This window comes from Gilliamella sp. WF3-4, assembly GCF_001690275.1.
Taxonomy (GTDB): domain Bacteria; phylum Pseudomonadota; class Gammaproteobacteria; order Enterobacterales; family Orbaceae; genus Gilliamella; species Gilliamella apicola_C.
Genome location: NZ_LZGW01000030.1, coordinates 102,267 through 122,809 on the forward strand (window position 1 = coordinate 102,267; position 20,543 = coordinate 122,809).

Annotated in this window: 18 protein-coding genes and 1 pseudogene; all 19 read right to left on the reverse strand. The window is 31.1% G+C overall.

All coding sequences use genetic code 11. From position 1 onward, the window contains the following. Window positions 1–101: 101 nt before the first annotated feature. The 19 genes and pseudogenes from A9G47_RS06825 to A9G47_RS06930 all read right to left on the reverse strand — a co-directional run bounded on the left by A9G47_RS06825 (window position 102) and on the right by A9G47_RS06930 (window position 20,536). On the reverse strand, window positions 102–1,052 hold the full coding sequence (locus A9G47_RS06825) for a hypothetical protein (protein WP_065642503.1): 951 nt from the start codon (window positions 1,050–1,052) through the stop codon (window positions 102–104). A gap of 562 nt (window positions 1,053–1,614) precedes the next feature. Further along, window positions 1,615–2,193, reverse strand: a complete 579-nt coding sequence (locus tag A9G47_RS06830; RefSeq protein WP_065642504.1) for a hypothetical protein — start codon at window positions 2,191–2,193, stop codon at window positions 1,615–1,617. 148 nt (window positions 2,194–2,341) lie between these two features. Next, window positions 2,342–3,403, reverse strand: a complete 1,062-nt coding sequence (locus A9G47_RS06835; protein WP_065642505.1) for a hypothetical protein — start codon at window positions 3,401–3,403, stop codon at window positions 2,342–2,344. A 277-nt stretch (window positions 3,404–3,680) separates the two neighbouring features. Continuing rightward, window positions 3,681–4,277, reverse strand: a complete 597-nt coding sequence (locus tag A9G47_RS06840) for a hypothetical protein (RefSeq protein WP_065642506.1) — start codon at window positions 4,275–4,277, stop codon at window positions 3,681–3,683. A 69-nt stretch (window positions 4,278–4,346) separates the two neighbouring features. Further along, window positions 4,347–4,889 carry a hypothetical protein gene (locus A9G47_RS06845; RefSeq protein WP_065642507.1) on the reverse strand — a complete coding sequence of 181 codons (543 nt, stop codon included), beginning with the start codon at window positions 4,887–4,889 and terminating at the stop codon, window positions 4,347–4,349. 9 nt (window positions 4,890–4,898) lie between these two features. Next, window positions 4,899–7,202: a peptidoglycan recognition protein family protein gene (locus A9G47_RS06850; RefSeq protein WP_065642508.1), complete on the reverse strand. Its 2,304-nt coding sequence runs from the start codon at window positions 7,200–7,202 to the stop codon at window positions 4,899–4,901. Between the two features lie 146 nt (window positions 7,203–7,348). After that, complete coding sequence (locus A9G47_RS06855; RefSeq protein WP_065642509.1) at window positions 7,349–8,320, reverse strand: hypothetical protein; 972 nt, start codon at window positions 8,318–8,320, stop codon at window positions 7,349–7,351. A 26-nt stretch (window positions 8,321–8,346) separates the two neighbouring features. Further along, on the reverse strand, window positions 8,347–8,949 hold the full coding sequence (locus tag A9G47_RS06860; protein ID WP_065580741.1) for a hypothetical protein: 603 nt from the start codon (window positions 8,947–8,949) through the stop codon (window positions 8,347–8,349). A 547-nt stretch (window positions 8,950–9,496) separates the two neighbouring features. Beyond that, a complete protein-coding gene (locus A9G47_RS06865; RefSeq protein ID WP_065642510.1) occupies window positions 9,497–10,558 on the reverse strand; it encodes a hypothetical protein in 1,062 nt (353 codons plus the stop codon). A gap of 261 nt (window positions 10,559–10,819) precedes the next feature. Next, a pseudogene (locus tag A9G47_RS13600) lies at window positions 10,820–11,901 on the reverse strand (IS3 family transposase). A 52-nt stretch (window positions 11,902–11,953) separates the two neighbouring features. Continuing rightward, window positions 11,954–12,145 (reverse strand): hypothetical protein, encoded by a 192-nt coding sequence (locus A9G47_RS06890; RefSeq protein WP_065566379.1) that lies wholly within the window; start codon window positions 12,143–12,145, stop codon window positions 11,954–11,956. 20 nt (window positions 12,146–12,165) lie between these two features. Further along, window positions 12,166–12,699 (reverse strand): hypothetical protein, encoded by a 534-nt coding sequence (locus A9G47_RS06895; RefSeq protein WP_065566378.1) that lies wholly within the window; start codon window positions 12,697–12,699, stop codon window positions 12,166–12,168. Between the two features lie 4 nt (window positions 12,700–12,703). Beyond that, window positions 12,704–13,633, reverse strand: a complete 930-nt coding sequence (locus A9G47_RS06900; protein WP_218057445.1) for a glycoside hydrolase family 19 protein — start codon at window positions 13,631–13,633, stop codon at window positions 12,704–12,706. Beyond that, entirely contained in the window at window positions 13,600–13,812 is a 213-nt protein-coding gene (locus A9G47_RS06905; protein ID WP_141674830.1) for a hypothetical protein, read from the reverse strand. Before A9G47_RS06905 ends, A9G47_RS06900 begins: the two co-directional genes overlap by 34 nt. Window positions 13,813–14,049: 237 nt before the next feature. Next, window positions 14,050–14,706 carry a tetratricopeptide repeat protein gene (locus A9G47_RS06910; RefSeq protein ID WP_065642514.1) on the reverse strand — a complete coding sequence of 219 codons (657 nt, stop codon included), beginning with the start codon at window positions 14,704–14,706 and terminating at the stop codon, window positions 14,050–14,052. A 13-nt stretch (window positions 14,707–14,719) separates the two neighbouring features. After that, on the reverse strand, window positions 14,720–15,133 hold the full coding sequence (locus tag A9G47_RS06915) for a hypothetical protein (RefSeq protein WP_065642515.1): 414 nt from the start codon (window positions 15,131–15,133) through the stop codon (window positions 14,720–14,722). 11 nt (window positions 15,134–15,144) lie between these two features. Beyond that, the gene (locus A9G47_RS06920; RefSeq protein WP_065642516.1) at window positions 15,145–16,665 is read right to left on the reverse strand and encodes an N-acetylmuramoyl-L-alanine amidase; all 1,521 of its coding nucleotides are present in this window, start codon (window positions 16,663–16,665) and stop codon (window positions 15,145–15,147) included. A 243-nt stretch (window positions 16,666–16,908) separates the two neighbouring features. Further along, a complete protein-coding gene (locus tag A9G47_RS06925; protein ID WP_065567985.1) occupies window positions 16,909–17,340 on the reverse strand; it encodes a hypothetical protein in 432 nt (143 codons plus the stop codon). Beyond that, window positions 17,324–20,536: a hypothetical protein gene (locus A9G47_RS06930; protein WP_065642517.1), complete on the reverse strand. Its 3,213-nt coding sequence runs from the start codon at window positions 20,534–20,536 to the stop codon at window positions 17,324–17,326. Before A9G47_RS06930 ends, A9G47_RS06925 begins: the two co-directional genes overlap by 17 nt. Window positions 20,537–20,543 lie beyond the last annotated feature (7 nt).

Here is a 20,543-nt window from a genome sequence, read left to right on the forward strand (position 1 = left end):
TATTAATTAATATGTATTTTATTTATTATAACCAATTAGTTATTGATTAAATTACACTCAATAAGCTTTTGTATTTTATTAAATAGCTAAGCCTAAATAGCTTATCTTTTTAATTTAACAAAAATTCCATTTTCATTAATAATATAGTTTGTTTGATTTAAGAAAATTGTTGTTTTTTTATATCCATCATACGGGGATTCAATTTTTTTAATAGTTATACGAAAATTTTCATCAATAAGATACTTGTTCCAAATACCACCATCCTCTAATTCAACATTTTCACCCAGTTCCATACGATCAATGAAATCAAAATCCTCAGAAAGGCTAATTAACGATAATTGAGGTGCACCAGAAATGGAATATGAAAATAATAGTATTAAATTTATTTTTTTATATTTTTTCAATTTTATTGCATGAAGATAATCATCCTGAACTATGCCTTTTAAAAAAAAATTAAATTCATCAGGTATCGGTAAAAAACTATCATTTTCTTCAGGAGGCCAATAGCGATCAACTAATGGAAGAACCGCAGTATTTAAATTATTATAAATATTCGCCAGCTCTTGGCGCATTTTTCGTTTATTTTTAAACGTTAAAATAATTTCATTATTAATAAATAAGAAAAGGTAATCAGAATTAAACACTAATGATTGATTTAAATTATATTGCTCGGACAATGTTTCAGAAATGAAATATTGATTTTCTTGTTGATGGTCAGTTAAATTTAAACGTTTTAATTCTTTTTGTAATAAACTCCTAAAGTTTGGTATTAAATTATCATTTATTGGTTTTATACCAATAGAGTATTTCTCATTAAATATTAATTGATACTGGTTGCTTGTAATCAATAATCCATTAAATAATTCGGATAATTGATAAACACTTTCAGAATCAGATAAGGAATTAGGGAAATAATTAATATTGACTAACTGCCATTCTGTCGTGTCTTCTTTTATCAATTCCTTTACATTATTTTCTAATTCAGCATTTGCTATCAATGTGATAAGGCAACATAAACACACAATGGCAAATCTATTTATTATTTTTAACATTATTAACCTCTATAGTAGGCTATTTAAGCTATTTATTAATAACTGTAATTAGTTTTTCTTTATTTAAAGTTGTGGCATCAGTACAAAAATATTCATCTAATAAATATTGTTTTTCAAATGATCTAACATCCATATGAATCCAACTATATGTATGATTTCTATCTATTATTGAATTATCCTTTTTTAAACCTATTGGCTCAGTGCTAAAAAGGTTGCTATTTGCCCATTTGTTTTGCGAGGACCACTGGATTAATTTTGTAGCCTAATCTATTGGTTTGCGTATCATATTCTTTAGAGCGGTTACCTGTTTATTCATTGCAATTTCAAAATGTAAATGAGGGCTACAAAGCCCTTTAGCGTTACCCATATCACCAGTATATGCAACTAATTCTCCAGATTTAACTCTTCTTTTTTTAAAACTGTCGAACTTAAATAAAAATATCGAATTTCTCTTTTCGAAATATGATTTATCATTGTTGGTTTTTTCTTTTTTTGTTTATCATAACAATGTCCTTATAAAACGGGTAATAATTAATGTAGCCTATCCACTATCTAGAGGGAATTAGTGTTGTAGTACTTTATCTACTAATTCAAATTTGCCAGATTGAGGATTAATTTTATATTTACTCCAATTGTCAGCTGTTGTTGATTCTAAATCATAAGTGAAAAATAGTGTCCATAAATTATAATCATTCAAATAGTATAATTTTTCTGTAGCTAAACTGTTATTGGGATCGTTCATATATTCATAACATACTATAGAATCTACTCTTTCATTATTTTTATAAGATATTAACTCTATCTCCATAGAATATGGATTGTTAGTTTTTCCTTTTTTCAATTTTAATTCAATATTATTTTTTAGTTTAGAAATTGCTATTTCATGGTTATTTAGACTACTAAACTGGAGATAATAATTTTTTTTTATTTTTGAAATTGTACATGGCCCCGAGGCATCTTCTTTACAAGTTTTATTTATAGATAATATAAATTCTTTGTTTGATACCAATTTTTCCCCGTAAAAATTATTATATGATAAAGAATTTTTGTCTATTCCCCCTACTGCATATACAGTTTTAATATTGTATGTAACAAATATTGTAATCAATAGTAGAATTTCAATAGTAACTAGTTTTTTCATGTTATGTTATGTTATGTTATTTTATTTCCTTTATAGAGCTGTCATCAAAACCTGAATGTAAATGAGAATCATGCAGAGTTCTTTTTGTCTCTGGTGTGGCACTTTCATATCAGGCGTGTAAACTTCTAAATCCTGACCTATTTTATTCTTAATCATTGTGACATTTTACGATTCCTTGTTTATCACGATTTTCACACGAAATCGATTCCAATAGCTTGAAATGCCCACTGTTATCTATTTTATAATGCCTCCATTTTTCAATATCATGCGTTTCTTCACTACCAACATAATTTAGTAACCAAATATTCTTAAAATCTTCATCAATATAGTAATACTGTATAAAAGCAGCCGAGTCTAAAATTCTCCAGCTATAAATGGATAATCTATCAATTAATTTATTATCTTTTTCAATATTTAAATACATTTCGAAACCAAACTCTTTGTGCGGTTTTTTAGTTAAATTGTATTGATATTCTCCTTTTTGATATATCACTTTCTTTTTGTCAAATAAAGTTTCACTAACTTTACTAAAATAAGAAGCTAATTCGTGCAAATCACACTCATTATAAAAGTATGAATTATAATAAGATCCATCATCAGGGAAATCACACTTCTTATTCATATCATCTACAATTTTTTTATTAGTCAACATTGGATGACCAAACCAACTAAATTCACGATTTGGTATCTTATAATTAAATCCTCTATAGGTTACAGGTGATCCGTTATTTTTTTCTATACGCTTCGAAAATGTTATCAAGTAACCTGACTTGGTCAAAAAAACAAAATAATTGTCGATCCTTATTAAATCAGTCAAACCTTCTTTTAAGCATAAATCATCTTTGTCATTATTAGGAAATTTTATTGCTTCAAATTGATATCCTAAAGGGATTTTTTCCTCTGAAAAAATTTTTTTATACTCCTCTACTTTTTCTGTGGTTTTCCAATAAGATAAAGGGGAAGCAATATCTGTTGTCGTCTCATACGCAATAAAACAAATTGTATCGACTATAACTTCTCCATCAATTAATATGAGTTTAATTTTCGAATATCTTTCTATTAAACTTTCTCTTTCAGAATCGGATCCTCCTCCAGAAACAGAATTTTTTGAAACTTTATAAAAATCCCAAATATCCGGAGATTCATTTGAATGTACATATCCTATAGAAAACATAAAAAATAAAATCAAAGTTAAACAATTTTTTTTCATTTCACATTATCCTGCTAATTTAAAATTTCGAATTATTCAATTGCTTTAATTGCATTAAAATCAAATTTTTCTGTATGCAAATGACTATTATGCCAATCCAAAATTGACATTTAGCATTGTCAAAGTTAATGATATTTTTTACTAATCGTTTTGATAAAGTGCTCTCTGTGTCAATTAAATTGACACAGAGTTATGTAAAATCTTGAGCATCAATATAGGCTAGTAAAAGTAATGAAGAAAGCACCTTATTATTCTAATTTATATTTAGTCACATTCATTATTCAAAGTTAATATTACCTTTATCATCAATAAAATAATAACTTACCTTATGTTGTTCAGTCATAAGCTTGTTTGTTTCTATACCAATGCAATATTCTGATTCTATTATTTCAAATTTCTTATTTTTATAAATACGTGTTTTTTTATTGATTGAGCATTCTGCTTGTGCACCATCCACAACAATCATTTTGCTAATCAGTTGATTACTCTTATCAAAAATCTGTAACTCAAGGGTTGGAAGGTTATAATATGAATCTTGATCATTATGATCCCAATAAGCAAAAAGAAACACATTTAGATTGCTATCAAGTGGAAGCTTTTTAAATAATATAGCTTTACCTGTGTAAGGTTTTCTATGCTCAACCATACTTAATAAAGGCGTATTAGGGTCAAAAAGTGCGTTTAGTGGGTTTTTTTTATCATAAACTTGATTATTATCAGCAAAAAAGTCTTTTAAAGAATGATAGGACGATGTTTTTTTTGAATATCCCTTAAATTCATAAAGAATATTATTGGGATCTTTATTTTTATCTTCTGCGAAAGAAAATAACGAAATCAATAAAATGCATATAGGGAAAAATTTAAATCTAATCATTTTTAATCCTGTACATTTATAATTAAGTTAAAATCAAAACTGCCGTGGTTTTTTACTATTAAAAACAATTTATAATTTATCTAAATATGCACAACCTTCAAATATTTCACCTTTATAATCAATAAAAATTTCATATATTGAAGTTATCTCATCAAGATTTGCTTCACAAAAAGTTCCTTTGGGAAGACTGCGAATTAAGCCATATACACCATCTTTAGAATGAAAAATAACCAAAAAATTTCTTGTTAAAGAAGAATTTTTTATATCTATGGCAATATTTATATTTTTTTCTTTTAGAGATATGAATTGCAATTTATTCTTACTTATTTTAGCATTCCAAAATGGTTCATAACCATTAGCATAAAAACCTATAGAGTTTTTGTTAACTTTATCCCAAAAATTATGTGGCGATAACATATCTGTTTGTTCCATTTTCTGTAACTCTGATAAATTTATCCAATCTATCATTCCATTTTTAAGATTTAAGAAATTCTGCTTACCATTTTCCATGCTTCCTAAAGATAAAAATTCTTGATAGGATGAATTAGTATATACCTCTTGAGCTAATAACAAGTTAGGTAATAGCAAAAATAATAAAATTAATTTTTTCATATAATAACCTTATTTTTTATGCGGATTTCCAGATAAAATTGGAGGCCATGAATATTTATCATTTGCAAATGGAATTTTTGATTTGCTATATCCCCAGTACCGTTCATGTTCGAAATGAGGAATATCATCTATCGGTACATTTCTACTTCTTAAGATAGAATAAAATTTATTATAATCAAAATCTGTAGGATCACCATGACCATTTGGAATGCCTCTATCAACTTCTATATGAGGTACGATAATTGGCCAACATCCTTCAATATCGGAAGCTTCAATATATAAATCAGCAAGAGCTTGATATTGGTAATCTGTAGGTACATCTGGACTTTTATAATTGATTTCGACATGGAACATTCTTCCTTTTAAATTATTTCTAGATTCAGCTTTTGTAGCCCATACATTTTTTTCGGTAAAAGGCCATATTTCAATTACATCCCCATTTCTCATAATATATTTATGAGCTTTACTCCTTATTTTTTTATCTGGATTGTTAACATTATTTATTGCCTTGATAGTCTCTTCTGACATATTTCCATCAGTACAATGTAAAACAAAATGACTTCTATAGTCAGGTGTTATAGGACAAACGCCTTTATTTTTTTCAACTTTAAAATAATCCATCATTGCTACCGGATGAATAAACCACGCCTTCCCATCAGCATTCAGCGTGGCTGGTGGAGCTGAGTCTGTTGGGGTGGTTGTGGTATTGGTTGTCTCGCCATTTTCTGGAGGCGTGTCTTGGGGTTGATTCAACTTAGCTAAGCCTTTAGCAACATCATCCCACCATAACATTTTCTTGATTTTCTCTTTGGTTTTGTCCCAAGCCATGACTTTGTCTTCTAACTTTTGTACCTTTTTATAAATTTCGATTTGTTCTGCGTTCAATTTCTGCTTTGGATTGCTTTTGTAGTCTTTTGGAAATCGGTCAATTTTTCTTTTTAGCTCTTCAAACCCTTTTTTTTCTAACTGTTGTTTACTAGTTTCTAACGTGTTGATATAAGCATCCAGTTTTGCTTCGTCGCCTTCCGTTAAATAATCCAATACATTGCTGACATTTTCTGTCATTTCACTATTTAACGCTTCCCATTTTGGCAATTTGCCCTCCGAATCCAGTTTGCCATACCATTCACTCTCATAATGGATTAACAGGCGACCCAGTGATGAGGCTAATATTGGTTTATTAATTATCCCGTTAAAGCTATTAATATCTATCTTCGCATATTTCTGATCGCTAGAATTGTATTGCTTGTCTAATATTGTTAATGTTTCTTTTATTGTTGGCGTGTATTGTTCAAGTGATGCATTATCCTTATTTCTGCTTAAGGTTTTTTTAGCACTCAGATAAATGTCTTTCAGACTGGCATTTTCTTTAATTTGTTTAAAATCAAACCAATCCCAGCAACTCACTTTCTTCACGCCTTCGCTTTCGGTTGATAGCCAACCGGGAGAGATAGTGATATTTTTATCGTCAAGGGCTTTTTCTATGTATATCCATAAGGTATCTTGCTCATCCACCGCTCGATGCTGGTGTGTTTTTACGTTATTATCACTCATATCAAGTAGGAGTGGTGTGCCAATATTATAATTGCTGCTCGTTAATTGGCTAGCTTGTAAGGGGTGTTTACTCCATGCCTCGGTGTCTGAGGCTAATTCGATTTCATTATTCGCGTTTGCTTTTTTGGCTCTCTCCTTAGTATTTTCAATCCATAATGTTTTTGTGTCAGTTGCAGAGGTTTTAATTTCTATTTGTAGCCAGTTTATGTTGGTTTCTTTACTAAGCACCTTTATTTTGCTGCCTTTAAGTGGTGTACCAACGGTGGTGTCGGCTAGACTTGGGCGCGTCAGTATTTTGGCGCCTTTGGATATAGCTAATAATGTTTTTGCTTCATCAGCTATTTTACTCGCCTCTGCTTGCGTTTGCGCAATGTACTTGGGTAAGTCTTCACAGGTAAAACATTCAACATGTAAATTTGGTTGAAATTCGCTCCCTTTCATACCTTGTGCAAGCGGTAGGGTTTCTATATCAATATAATTCCCCTCTTTATCTTTTTTTTTATCAATCGCCTTATCTTGATTATGACCAATATGTCCAACTAAATCACCGGCTTCAATTGGAAAAGGCTCGTCTAATACCACAACTTCATTATATTTTTTACCTCTAACTACATTTTCAAGACAATCAAAATAAACGTATTTTTTCCCAGCTGGCAAAGGAATAGTGGGGCTTCCATCTCGAATCACTTCAACTAATTCAACATAATTTTTTGGCGCTTTGGTACCTGATATTTTAATTTGAGTACCTTCTGGTAGCATGGAAATAATATTTTTTTTACTTTCATCCTTTATTCTTAGCCCTTTTGTTTTCTAATTGAATTGTTTACTAAATTTGGAATATTTACAGTACAAGGCAAGCCCCAAAACAAAGTGCATAAGTTTTAAAATAAACTTCATTTCTCCAGTTAATTTTCTATCTGGTTTAGCTTGTTATCTATTTTTTCTATTTGTTGTTTTATTTGTTCTGTTAAACAACGGGTAATTTTATGGGTAAAGGTGGTCGCTTCATTATGGTAAACTGGTGGCGGTATCATTAAACAAGCTTTATTAATTTGCTTATCTATTACCTCAATAGAATCTTTGGGCTCGTTTTCTTTTGCTTGAAGTAATGCTAATTTTTTAACTAAAAGGTCATGATAATAGTTGTAAGATTCTATATTGCAAGTCGTATTATATTCATCTTGATAACAAGTTCTAAGTTTATCCGTTTCAAAATTTGATGGTTCAGATTTATCGGGCACTTCAAATTGATCTGGATAAATAATACGATATTTATAACCATCATCAAATAAAAATTCTTTAAGCTTAAATTGCAAATTTTCTTTATCAATTTGATAATGTTTCCAAAATACTGGCTGAATATAGCTACCAAAGTCTTTTACTAATAAGATATAAATATTTCCATTAGGATTAATATAATAATATTGATTACTTAACCAATAATAACTGATGACGTCATAATAAATATTTGCTAATGTAATTGTATCTTTAATATTCCCTTGATAAGTAAGTGATAAATTCAGTGCATTAACTGGATAACTATTATCATTAATTGTTCTATTAAACTCTTTTTTATTAATAATTAGCTTCAGCTCACCGTTATCGTATATATCAATATTCTTATTAACAACCTCATATAAATTATTAAAATAAGGAGCAATTTGGTTTATTGGGCAACTTTCCCTATTTTTTTCTCTTTCATTATTAGTAAGTTGCCAAAAATCATGTATTTTTTGACAATCTTTTTCCAATTGTCCCATACCTATAGATTCAATAATGGGCACACCTTTGTAACCATCAGCAACATCAAATTGCTTGCTGTACACATATGAACTAAATGCCAGTAAAATCAACGAAAAATATAATGAAAACTTCATCACTTAACCCTTTATAATTAATGATATTATTTAATTTTATTGAAAAAACCAGAACGGCTCATTTGGTATTTAATTTCCTTAGTCTGAATATCATTTTTTTTAGGATCTTCATCGAATTCAAAAAGGTTTTGTTGTTGATGTTGTTTTATCAAGATCTTTCCATTTGTTTTTATAACAAAATCATTCCAGTAAGATATTTCGCCATTTTGTATTTTATAAAGCACTATGGCATCAATTAGATTATTTTGAGCATCAAAACTATTCAACTGAAAAGTAAAAACATTAGCATCATTCTCGCCAATAGCCATATAAATAATTCCCTTATATAAAATACCTTCATAATAAAAATAAATATGTGGAAAATAGAATGCACTTTTAGCTAAATATTCAAATAGTTTAGGCTTAAATGAAAATTCTTTATTAGAGAATCTTAATGGAAAAGGCATATTAGGGGATAGCTTTATACCGAAATCACTCCAATAATAGTATTTTTCTAATTCCTTAGAAGAATAAGGCAATTTTATTTTCTGATAATAATGTAAATCATTTTTTTCATTTACAGAAAATACAGCATTTATATTGGAGAACATTAATAGGAAGATAATTATAAAACTATTTAAAAATTTCATTATTTAATTTCCTTGATTTTTTCTTCTTTTGATATATAGCTAATACTTTTTCAAATTTAGATAGTTTATAATTTTTTACAATATAATAGTCAAATTAGTCATTATTTGAGGCCGCCTTAAACACATGAAATACGAAATTTTTATGTATTCTGCTTTTAGCTTACACAAATAAAAAAATACCTATATGAGAAACTTTGAAACTAGCAATTAGCGATTGGTATGTCCACACAGAGTTATGTAAAATATTGAGCATCAATATAGGCTAGTAAAAGTGATGAAGAAAGCACCTTATTATTCTAATTTATATTTAGTCACATTCATTATTCAAAGTTAATATTACCTTTATCATCAATAAAATAATAACTTACCTTATGTTGTTCAGTCATAAGCTTGTTTGTTTCTATATCAATGCAATATTCTGATTCTATTATTTCAAATTTCTTATTTTTATAGATAGATGTATTTATATTTTTGTTCATAACCTTTTAGATAATTCACCTATCGAGGCTTTTTCTTCTACGCTACTAAATCCTGACCAATGCTATTCTTAATTATTATGACATTTTACGATTCCTTGTCTATCACGTTTTTTACACGAAATCGATTCCAATAGCTTAAAATGCCCACTATTATCTATTTTATAATGCCTCCATTTTTCAATATCATGCGTTGAGTCACTACCAACATAATTTAGTAACCAAATATTCTTAAAATTTTTATCAATATAGTAATCCTGTTCAAAAGCTGCCGATTCTAAAATTCTCTGTTTATAAATGGATAATCTATCAATTAATTTATTACCTTTTTCAATATTTAAATATATTTCGAAATCAAACTCTTCGTGCTGTTTTTTAGTTAAATTGTATTGATATTCTCCTTTTTGATATATCACTTTCTTTTTGTCAAATAAAGTTTCACTAATTTCACTAAAATAAAAACCTAATTCGTTCAAATCACACTCATTATAAAAGTATGAATTATAATAAGATCCATCATCAGGGAAATCACACTTCTTATTCATATCATCTACAATTTTTTTATTAGTCAACATTGGATGACCAAACCAACTAAATTCACGATTCGGTATCTTATAATTAAATCCTCTATAGGTTACAGGTGATCCGTTATTTTTTTCTATATGCTTCGAAAATGTTATCAAGTAATCTGACTTGGTCAAAAAAACAAAATAATTGTCGATCCTTATTAAATCAGTCAAACCTTCTTCCAAGCATAAATCATCTTTGTCATTATTAGGAAGTTTTATTGCTTCAAATTGATATCTTAAAGGGATTTTTTCCGCTGAAAAAATTTTTTTATACTCCTTTACTTTTTCTGGAGTTTTCCAATAAGATAAAGGGGAAGTCATCTTTGTTGTTGTCTCATATGGAATAAAACAAATTGTATCAACTATAACTTGTCCATCAATTAATATGAGTTTAATTTTCGAATATCTTTCTATTAAACTTTCTCTTTCAGAATCAGATCCTCCCCCTGAAACAGAATTTTTTGAAACTTTATAAAAATCCCAAATATCCGGAGATTCATTTGAATGTACATTTCCTATAGAAAACATAAAAAATAAAATCAAAGTTAAACAATTTTTTTTCATTTCATGTTATCCTGCTAATTTAAAATTTCTAATTATTCAATTACTTTAATAGCATTAAAATCAAATTTTTCTGTATCAAATGACTATTATGTAACTTATCACCATCTACTACTCCTGATATTCCACTAAATAAGTTATAAATTTCTTCTCCTATTCGAAAAGTTCGAAAATGAAATTTAGCTAAAGCATTAACAAATGCTTTATCTTTTTTCCAATCTGATTGTAAATACCCCAAACTTAGTACACAACTCACGTAGAAAATCATGCTGCTTGTTTTAGTGTTTTATACTCAATCGGTGTCATGTTATTTAATGCCTCATGCGGTCTTTCGGTGTTATAAACCGTTAACCATTCTTCAGTTATTCTCCTTGCTTGCGCTAAGTTGTTAAAAAGATATAAATCGAGTACTTCAGTACGATAGGTACGATTAAATCGTTCAATATAGCCATTTTGATAAGGGCTACCGGGCTGGATATAATCAATGGTTATATCATGTGATTTAGCCCAGTTTATAAAGGTTTTTCCTGTAAATTCTGGCCCATTATCGACCCGTATTTTTAATGGATACCCATGATATTCGGCCAGTTTATCTAAGTAACGGGTAATCCTTCCTGCTGGTAAGCTTACTGCAATATCAATACCTAACGCCTCACGATTAAAGTCATCGATGACATTGAATGTCCTAAAGCGACGTTGATTACGACTACTGTCACTCATAAAATCCATTGACCAACATTCACCTTGTTTATTGGGGACTAATAACCTTTCCGGGCATCGTGGAGGAATGCGTTTTTTACGCTTTACCCTGAGATTAAGCTTTAATTCACAATACACCCGATATATCCGTTTATGATTCCATTGATAGCCGAGCTTTCTGATACGATTAAAACATTTAGGAAAGCCTCAGCGTAAATGCCGGTCTGTGATAGCATTCAACACCGAAACAATCACCGAATCATCCTGTAACTTAGCTTGATAATAGTAAGCACAACGGCTTAAGCCAACAATGGCACAGCTCATAGCAATAGTAACTGAATGATTTTGTTGTAGTTGCTGTGCCCACGTTTTACGTGCCTCAGTTGGCACTAAAGCTTTTTTATGATTTCTTCCTGAAGCTGGGATTTTAAGCTCAGTTCGGCAAACATCTGCTTAAGCTTGCGGTTTTCCGCTTCGAGTTCTTTTAGACGTTTGATGTCTGAAATTTCCATACCGCCATATTTTTCCCGCCATTTATAAAAAGTTGAATTACCCATGCAATATTTACGGCACAGCTCTTTAACGGGAATACCCGCTTCAGTTTCTTTTAAAATAGCTACGATTTGATGTTCAGTCATTTTTTTCATCATTAAATCCCCTTTTCTTTTATCATAGAGAATTTTCTACTTTTTTGCTGTACTATTTTAGGGGGTAGTTACAGGTCCCTTTTTCAGCACTTTCATCATCACAAAGGTAATTTGTAAACTGATAAGATTTAGAATTAATACGAAACCAAGCCTCGTCTACAGATGTTTTATTTAAACAAGGCTCTTGAGCATAACAAATAACACTGGTTGTCACCATGGCTATTAATAGTGTTATTTTTTTCATAAAAATCTGATTCCTTATTACTATTTTTTATTGTAAGTTTTATTAATATATTTTTTTACTTCTGTTGCGGTTTTATATTTGAAAGAAGATATAGTTGAATCAGACATACCTTCCATTCCAGTTAACTCTCTATCATGATAAAGAGTCATATTTTTGACAAATTTATTCTCTTTATTATTTGATTTGTTATATGCATATACTTGATACAATTTTCCATATGTACCAACTCCACGACTATTTATTTCCCATGAAATAATAACAAAAACAGTTTTATCTTTTAGCACCTTATCAAAAAATACTGACTCGACTTGTGGCTCTCCGCCTTCTATTTCATAGTTGTCTATTATTTGAAATTTTTCTAATTTAAAATCATCTAGATATTTCAAAACAAAATCAACAGAACCATTATCTTTTCTAGTAAAAAATAATTCTCCATTTTTATACCAAGATATATTAAACGGCCCATGTATAATAGTAGCACCTTCTTCACTAAAGGCTAAAGATGAAAAAATTAACCCAAAAACAAGCCATAACACACCTATTTTTTTTAACATCTTTTTACTCCTCATCTAAACCAAGTAATCTAGCAAGCCGATTAAATCTTTGTTTCCTATCATTATATCCATTTTGACCACCATTAACGAGCTGAGTTACTTCTTGCACTGTTCCTGATTTAGCAAGGTCTTTTAATTTAACAAAATGATTTATATCGCGATTGGGCCTACCTGTTTTAGTAAACCAAAATACAAAGGCTGATTCAATTCCATATTGTGTTGAACTTATTAATAAATCAGGATTAGCAACAAAATCTTGAATATCATCGGGATTATTTTTGTTATGAACATTTGTAAAATTATTATAGGCATCTTTACCTGTTAATTGAATCATTCCTCTACCTCTATAACGATAACCATCCCCTGATGATTCATCACCATTTCCCATTCTATTTGCATAAACATAATTTGCCAAATTTTCAGGATTTCTTTCATAATAAGAAGTATTAGTCCATAATTTAGGCCTAAGCTGTCCTAAATCACAGCTATCTTTTAGTTGGTTATATTTCCCTCCCTTACAACCATATACTTGCTTCATTCTAGATGAGCTAAAATATAATTTTTCACTATCTGATTTAAATCCACTTTCATGCCCAATTTGTGAAAGGAAATGAGCTATTTCTTTAGATTCAACTAATCCATACACTAAAGCATATTGATTGAGATAAGGTAAAATTTCAGCGTAATAACTTTTTACCCCTGTTGGATGAGAGGCGATTAGCATTTCCATTGTTATCATTGAATCATTAGCAATAAATGCTCCCATCGCCACCGGATGAATAAACCACGCCCTACCATCAGCACTAAGCGTGGCCGGTGGGGCTGAGTCTGTTGGGGTGATTGTGGTATTGGTTGTCTCGCCATTTTCTGGAGGCGTGTTTTTGGGTTGATTCAACTTAGCTAAGCCTTTAGCAACATCATCCCACCATAACATTTTCTTGATTTTCTCTTTGGTTTTTCCCAAGCCATGACTTTGTCCTCTAGCTCTTGCGCTTTTTCACAAATTTTGATTTGTTCTGTGCTTAATTTTTGACTTGGATTGCTTTTATAGTCTTCTAGGGAGCGGTAAATTTTTCTTTTTAAATAGCCATGATACTCCGTTAATTTATCCAAATAACGAGTAACTCTACCTATCGGTAAACTAACGGAAATATTAATGTCTAACACCTCACGGTTAAAATCATCTATCGTATCGAAGGCTCTAAAACGGTGCGGGATTTCCAGTCATTGCCAAGCTCTTGACAAAATAGCTCCAATATTATTCATACAGTGGATTTTCTATTGATTTATTTTTAGTTTTTTAGGTGCTTATTAGGATTTAAGATTATTGTAACTATATTTAAATCAACACTACTTCTTTTTCTTTATGGTAGAAGCTAAATGACAAGCATCTGTTAAATTATTTTTACAGGCTTGATTAAGCCAGAAAAATGCTTGCTTATAGTTTGACTGAGCCATTTCAATAATTCCTAAATTAAGTTGAGCAAAAGCATTATTCTTTTCAGCTGCTTTTTTATACCAATAAAGACCTTTTTTATAATCTGTATCTATTCCACTACTTGTCAAATATAAATTACCCAATTCAACTTGAGCGGCTGTATAATCTTGTTGAGCCGCCTTTGTTAGCCAATATAATGATTTTGAACTATCAGGTTTAACTCTCCAAAATCCAAATCTATAATTAACCCCTAAAGAGTATTGAGATTGTACATGATTTTGTTTTGCGGCTTTTTCTAACCAAATAATAGCTTGTTCATCATTGCCCAGTTCTTCATAAATAATGGCTAAAGCAAACTGAGCTTCTGCATATCCTTGTTGCGCTGATTGTTGATACCAATAAAAAACTTTATCATTATATTTTTTATCAATATTTTGAGATAAAAGCAGATTAGCCAAGGAATATTGAGCAATCTTATCGCCATTTTCCGCCTGTATAATTAAATTATTTTTGTTAGTATCAGCAGTTAAAATATTAGAGTGACACAGCATAAAAGCTAACATTATCATTAAGACGAGTTCCTTATTTAGGTATTTCATTAATTTCTACGTCCTCTGTTTCATATAAATCGCTATAATTAAAAATTTTTTTAGTTAAGACCTTACCATTTTTATCGTAGGTTATAATGATTTTATAATCTTTACCAAACTCATCTGGGTGATAATACCTTGTACGAATAAGCATACCCAATAAATCATATTCATACCAATTACCCACAAAAATACCTGTCGCATTATAATGTCCTTGACAACCTTTTTCTTTTACTTGACCATTTGGATAATAATCAATAAGAAATGAATAACAAAAAGGAGTATTTGAATTACTTGATACTATTAATGATATGGCGTAAGGATCAAAATTTTCCTTAACAGAGTTAGCAAAAGAATGACAAACAATAAATAAAAAGATGGGTAGTAAAATAATCATTTTTTTCATTATGCAACCTTTTAATAAAATTTTTTAATATTTTTTAGTAACCCTTCATATAATTGTTGAGCAATTAGATCAATATTTGAAAATAAGGCTTTTGCATCTTTAGGTGATGTAATAAATCCTAACTCAACGAGAACTTTACGTTTGGTTTTATTTGAAGTTCTTAAAACCTGAAGGTTTCTTACATCTTTTTTGGGGGAAGATGATTCAACAGGAACCACATTATAATAACTAAATATATCTACCGCTAACTCCTTACTAAGTGCAACAATTTCGCTATCCGATATGTTCGGATAGATTACATGGGAACCAGATGCAGAATAATTTAAAGCACCATCAGCATGAATAGAAATAAAATAATCAGCATTATTTTTATTCGCTAGATCAATTCTAGCTTGTCTTGTCTCTGGACCATCTATACCTTTGATACGCCTTTCAGTCCGAGTGAGAATAACCTTATAACCTTTTAGTTCTAGTAATTTTTTCAGTTTTATGGATACATCGAATACTAATCCTCTCTCATTTTTCTCAGGATCTTCTGTATCCGATATAATCAATGTTGTATCATCAATAACTTCTTGTGGTAAAGTTTCGATATTTGCTGTAGCTGTTTTATTTTTGCTTATCTTATAAGTATATATCTTAGCTGTAGCACCTGAACTTCCTTTCTCATATCCGTGACCAGGATCAATTACAATTGTTAATTCGCTATTTTTTAACGCAAACATTTTCATTGCTACAGGATGAATAAACCACGCCTTACCATTATCGCTAAGGGTAGCTGGAGGCGTGTTTTTGGGTTGATTCAACTTAGCTAAGCCTTTAGCAACATCATCCCACCATAACATTTTCTTGATTTTCTCTTTGGTTTTGTCCCAAGCCATGACTTTGTCTTCTAACTTTTGTACCTTTTTATAAATTTCGATTTGTTCTGCGTTCAATTTCTGCTTTGGATTGCTTTTGTAGTCTTTTGGAAATCGGTCAATTTTTCTTTTTAGCTCTTCAAACCCTTTTTTTTCTGACTGTTGTTTGCTTGTTTCTAGCGTGTTGATATAAGCATCCAGTTTTGCTTCGTCGCCTTCCGTTAAATAATCCAATACATTGCTGACATTTTCTGTCATTTCACTATTTAACGCTTCCCATTTTAGCAATTTGCCTTCTGAATCAACTTTGCCATACCATTCACTTTCATAATGGATTAATAGGCGACCCAGTGATGAGGTTAATACTGGCTTATTAATTATCCCGTTAAAGCTATTAATATCTATCTTCGCATATTTCTGAGCGCTAGAATCGTATTGCTTGTCTAATATTGTTAATGTTTCTTTTATTGTTGGCGTGTATTGTTCTAGTGATGCATTATCCTTATTTCTGCTTAAGGTTTTTTTAGCACTCAAATAAATGTCTTTCAGACTGACATTTTCTTTAATTTGCTTAAAGTCAAACCAATCCCAGCAACTCACTTTCTTCACGCCTTCGCTCTTGGTTGATAACCAGCAATCAACCTTCTCCGTATGACCAGTTATTAAAAGCATTCCCCCGAATCCATTTAATTATTTCACCGTGCTTTTTACTATAACTGGCAAATACACAAAATTTAGGGGAGGGTTTTGTTATTCCATGTATGAAAATCAATACCTTTCCTTTCCCATATTCCTATTACTTTTTTAAATAATTTTTGAAATTTTTTGCATGTACTTTTAGTATGCCTTTTTTTGAAGATATTTGCCATTCCAGCCAGAAAGTGCAAATAACTAAATGATTTACCACGCCGTTATTTATTCTGAAGTAGCAAGATCTTTTATATTTATTTTATAAAAATCCAAACATTGATTAAATTTTATTTCTAACGCTTTGTTATAAATAACTTTGACTGGGTTTAATTCATCATATGTAATATTTTCCATGCTTTTTCGTTTATAGTTGTATTTCAACCAACCTAATGTAGCCAACATTCCTCTATTTTTATTTTTTTCTGTATCAGAGTCATAGACTTTGAAAAAAATTGAATCATCATTAACATAAATATCATATAAATCAATAGTTAAAGTTGCCCTTGATGTTACTTCTGGAAGAAAATCACTAGCTTTAATTATTTCTTCAAAAATAGATACACAATCGATCGATTTGGCATTTGCATTACATGTTATACTTAAAATTAACAAAAATTGTAAAACAAATATTATCGTAGCTTTAATTTTTTTTTGCATTTTCTTCCTCTATTTTATTAACAATTCTTGGAATAATTTTATTTAATATGTTTTTATAGGTTTCTTGAACAACAGAATTGGTCGAATGCCAACGAGCATAATTACCATTATATTTATTAATATAGAAAACTAAATACTCCATTGCAGCTAACACAGAAGGGAAAATTATAAACTCTTTAGGCCTATCTTTTATTTGAACATTTCCTCCCTGCTTACTCAACCCAACATTTTCAAATAAATATGTAGTTCCTATAGGAGTATAATTTGGATTTAATAAAAAAAATTCTTTATCCCAGCCATAATATGGAGGTGAACCAAAAGACTCCATTCCTCCTGTTCCTGTCTTCTTATATTGTAAAGATTTAAAATGTGCAGTTTCAGAACGATACATTCTTTCAATTATTATTGCCATATCTTTACCATACTTCGCGTATATAGCCCTTAACGCGAGTTCTGCATTTTCTAAAGTATAATTCCTTATAAGATTAATTTTCTCATTAAAATAACCAACCATTGCTACCGGATGAATAAACCACGCCCTACCATCAGCACTAAGCGTAGCAGGTGGGGCTGAGTCTGTTGGGGTGGTTGTGGTATTGGCTGTCTCGCCATTTTCTGGAGGCGTGTTTTTGGGTTGATTCAACTTAGCTAAGCCTTTAGCAACATCATCCCACCATAACATTTTCTTGATTTTCTCTTTGGTTTTGTCCCAAGCCATGACTTTTTGTTCTAGCTTTTGTATTTGTGTATAAATTTCAAGTTGTTCTTTGCTCAACTTTTCCTGTGGGTTACTTTTATAATCTTCTGGGAACCTTTCAATTTTTCTGCTTAACGCTTCAAAACCTTTTTTTTCTGACTGTTGTTTGCTTGTTTCTAGCGTGTTGATATAAGCATCCAGTTTTGCTTCGTCGCCTTCCGTTAAATAATCCAATATATTGTTGGCATTTTCTGTCATTTCACTATTTAACGCTTCCCATTTTGGCAATTTGCCTTCCGAATCCAGTTTGCCATGCCATTCACTTTCATAATGGATTAACAGGCGACCCAGTGATGAGGCTAATATTGGCTTATTAATTATCCCGTTAAAGCTATTAATATCTATCTTCGCATATTTCTGATCGCTAGAATTGTATTGCTTGTCTAATATTGTTAATGTCTCTTTTATTGTTGGCGTGTATTGTTCAAGTGATGCATTATCCTTATTTCTGCTTAAGGTTTTTTTAGCACTCAGATAAATGTCTTTCAGGCTAGCATTTTCTTTAATTTGCTTAAAATCAAACCAATCCCAGCAACTCACTTTCTTCACACCTTCGCTTTCGGTTGATAGCCAACCGGACGAAATGGTGATATTTTTATCGTCAAGGGCTTTTTCTATGTATATCCATAAGGTATCTTGCTCATCCACCGCTCGATGCTGGCGTGTTTTTACGTTATTATCACTCATATCAAGTAGGAGTGGTGTGCCAATATTATAATTGCTGCTCGTTAATTGGCTAGCTTGTAAGGGGTGTTTACTCCATGCCTCGGTGTCTGAGGCTAATTCGATTTCATTATTCGCGTTTGCTTTTTTGGCTCTCTCCTTAGTATTTTCAATCCATAATGTTTTTGTGTCAGTTGCAGAGGTTTTAATTTCTATTTGTAGCCAGTTTATGTTGGTTTCTTTACTAAGTACCTTTATTTTGCTGCCTTTAAGTGGTGTACCAACGGTGGTGTCGGCTAGACTGGGGCGCGTCAGTATTTTGGCGCCTTTGGATATAGCTAATAATGTTTTTGCTTCATCAGCTATTTTACTCGCCTCTGCTTGCGTTTGCGCAATGTACTTGGGTAAGTCTTCACAGGTAAAACATTCAACATGTAAATTTGGTTGAAATTCGCTCCCTTTCATACCTTGTGCAAGCGGTAGGGTTTCTATATCAATATAATTCCCCTCTTTATCTTTTTTTTTATCAATCGCCTTATCTTGATTATGACCAATATGCCCAACTAAATCACCGGCTTCAATTGGAAAAGGCTCGTCTAATACCACAACTTCATTATATTTTTTACCTCTAATGATATTTTCAAGACAATCAAAATAAACGTATTTTTTCCCAGCTGGCAAAGGAATAGTGGGGCTTCCATCTCGAATCACTTCAACTAATTCAACATAATTTTTTGGCGCTTTGGTACCTGCTATTTTAATTTGCGTACCGTCAGGTAACATGGAAATAATATTTTTATCTTTATCCCTGACTCTTAGCCCTTTGGATTTGACTAACTTACTATCTGTTCCCGTTATTTCAACTATCGGGTCGGTGAGTTGTTTTTTAGTGTCGTTGTAAATCCAACCAATAATTTTATTTCCCTTATAGTCATAAGGTGTTAATTCCGGAATCGAACAATATCCTTCCACTAAAGACGAAACAGCATACCATTTATAATCTTGTTCATGTAAATCAAGATTTAGATTCACTTTGGTACCCGCTTGTAATACAGCTAAAATATTAGTGCGCTTTGAACTATCCGCTGTCTTTCGTATATTTAACCCAGCTACGTAATCTAAGTCCTTATGCCCTACGCGGACACGATAAATATCCTGCTCCCAAAATGCGGGTGCAGGCTCTTTGGGGTTATCATCGTAGTATTGAGTATCAGCCAGATGCATATACAAACTATAAAAATAAAGACGGTGCCCGGGCTGTTTTTCTTTTTTAGTTTCTGCTGTTTCCGCGGTTGACGCTTCATTTGACGGCGTTGAGGTGTCGGTAGCTGGATTGGTAGTGGCATTAGATGATTCAGTGGCCTCAGTCGTTGTTGCTGATGTTTGCGTCGTGTTGTTATCCGTCGGGGTATTGCTTTCTGCCTCAGCGGCTTCTTCTACACGCTCCATTTCTAGCAAGTGCCTAACCAACACAAAACCCGTTGAGAAAAACCCCACTTTTTCGCCATAATCCACTTTTTGATAATGATCATTAACTCGATAAGCGATAACTTCACCCGAGGCAAGACAATGCACTTTTCGCTCTTTTGTGTCGCCTAATTTTTCAAGTACCGTCTCATCAAAATGGATCCCTCCATGCAACTGTTTGTTTATACTGACAGGATAAAACCCTCTAGATGCCGACATTAATGCGGTATAATAAGCATTAGTGCTTATTGGTTGTTTTTCATTGACAACAACTGGATATTTCCATTTTTTTATTGGTGTTAGTGCCATTGTTTGT

Coding starts and splice junctions, on each gene's coding strand:
- A9G47_RS06825 (WP_065642503.1), bottom strand. CDS start 1,052: ATGTTAAAAATAATAAATAGATTTGCCATTGTGTGTTTATGTTGCCTT.
- A9G47_RS06830 (WP_065642504.1), bottom strand. CDS start 2,193: ATGAAAAAACTAGTTACTATTGAAATTCTACTATTGATTACAATATTT.
- A9G47_RS06835 (WP_065642505.1), bottom strand. CDS start 3,403: ATGAAAAAAAATTGTTTAACTTTGATTTTATTTTTTATGTTTTCTATA.
- A9G47_RS06840 (WP_065642506.1), bottom strand. CDS start 4,277: ATGATTAGATTTAAATTTTTCCCTATATGCATTTTATTGATTTCGTTA.
- A9G47_RS06845 (WP_065642507.1), bottom strand. CDS start 4,889: ATGAAAAAATTAATTTTATTATTTTTGCTATTACCTAACTTGTTATTA.
- A9G47_RS06850 (WP_065642508.1), bottom strand. CDS start 7,202: ATGCTACCAGAAGGTACTCAAATTAAAATATCAGGTACCAAAGCGCCA.
- A9G47_RS06855 (WP_065642509.1), bottom strand. CDS start 8,320: ATGAAGTTTTCATTATATTTTTCGTTGATTTTACTGGCATTTAGTTCA.
- A9G47_RS06860 (WP_065580741.1), bottom strand. CDS start 8,949: ATGAAATTTTTAAATAGTTTTATAATTATCTTCCTATTAATGTTCTCC.
- A9G47_RS06865 (WP_065642510.1), bottom strand. CDS start 10,558: ATGAAAAAAAATTGTTTAACTTTGATTTTATTTTTTATGTTTTCTATA.
- A9G47_RS06890 (WP_065566379.1), bottom strand. CDS start 12,145: ATGAAAAAAATAACACTATTAATAGCCATGGTGACAACCAGTGTTATT.
- A9G47_RS06895 (WP_065566378.1), bottom strand. CDS start 12,699: ATGTTAAAAAAAATAGGTGTGTTATGGCTTGTTTTTGGGTTAATTTTT.
- A9G47_RS06900 (WP_218057445.1), bottom strand. CDS start 13,633: ATGTTATGGTGGGATGATGTTGCTAAAGGCTTAGCTAAGTTGAATCAA.
- A9G47_RS06910 (WP_065642514.1), bottom strand. CDS start 14,706: ATGATAATGTTAGCTTTTATGCTGTGTCACTCTAATATTTTAACTGCT.
- A9G47_RS06915 (WP_065642515.1), bottom strand. CDS start 15,133: ATGAAAAAAATGATTATTTTACTACCCATCTTTTTATTTATTGTTTGT.
- A9G47_RS06920 (WP_065642516.1), bottom strand. CDS start 16,665: ATGCTTTTAATAACTGGTCATACGGAGAAGGTTGATTGCTGGTTATCA.
- A9G47_RS06925 (WP_065567985.1), bottom strand. CDS start 17,340: ATGCAAAAAAAAATTAAAGCTACGATAATATTTGTTTTACAATTTTTG.
- A9G47_RS06930 (WP_065642517.1), bottom strand. CDS start 20,536: ATGGCACTAACACCAATAAAAAAATGGAAATATCCAGTTGTTGTCAAT.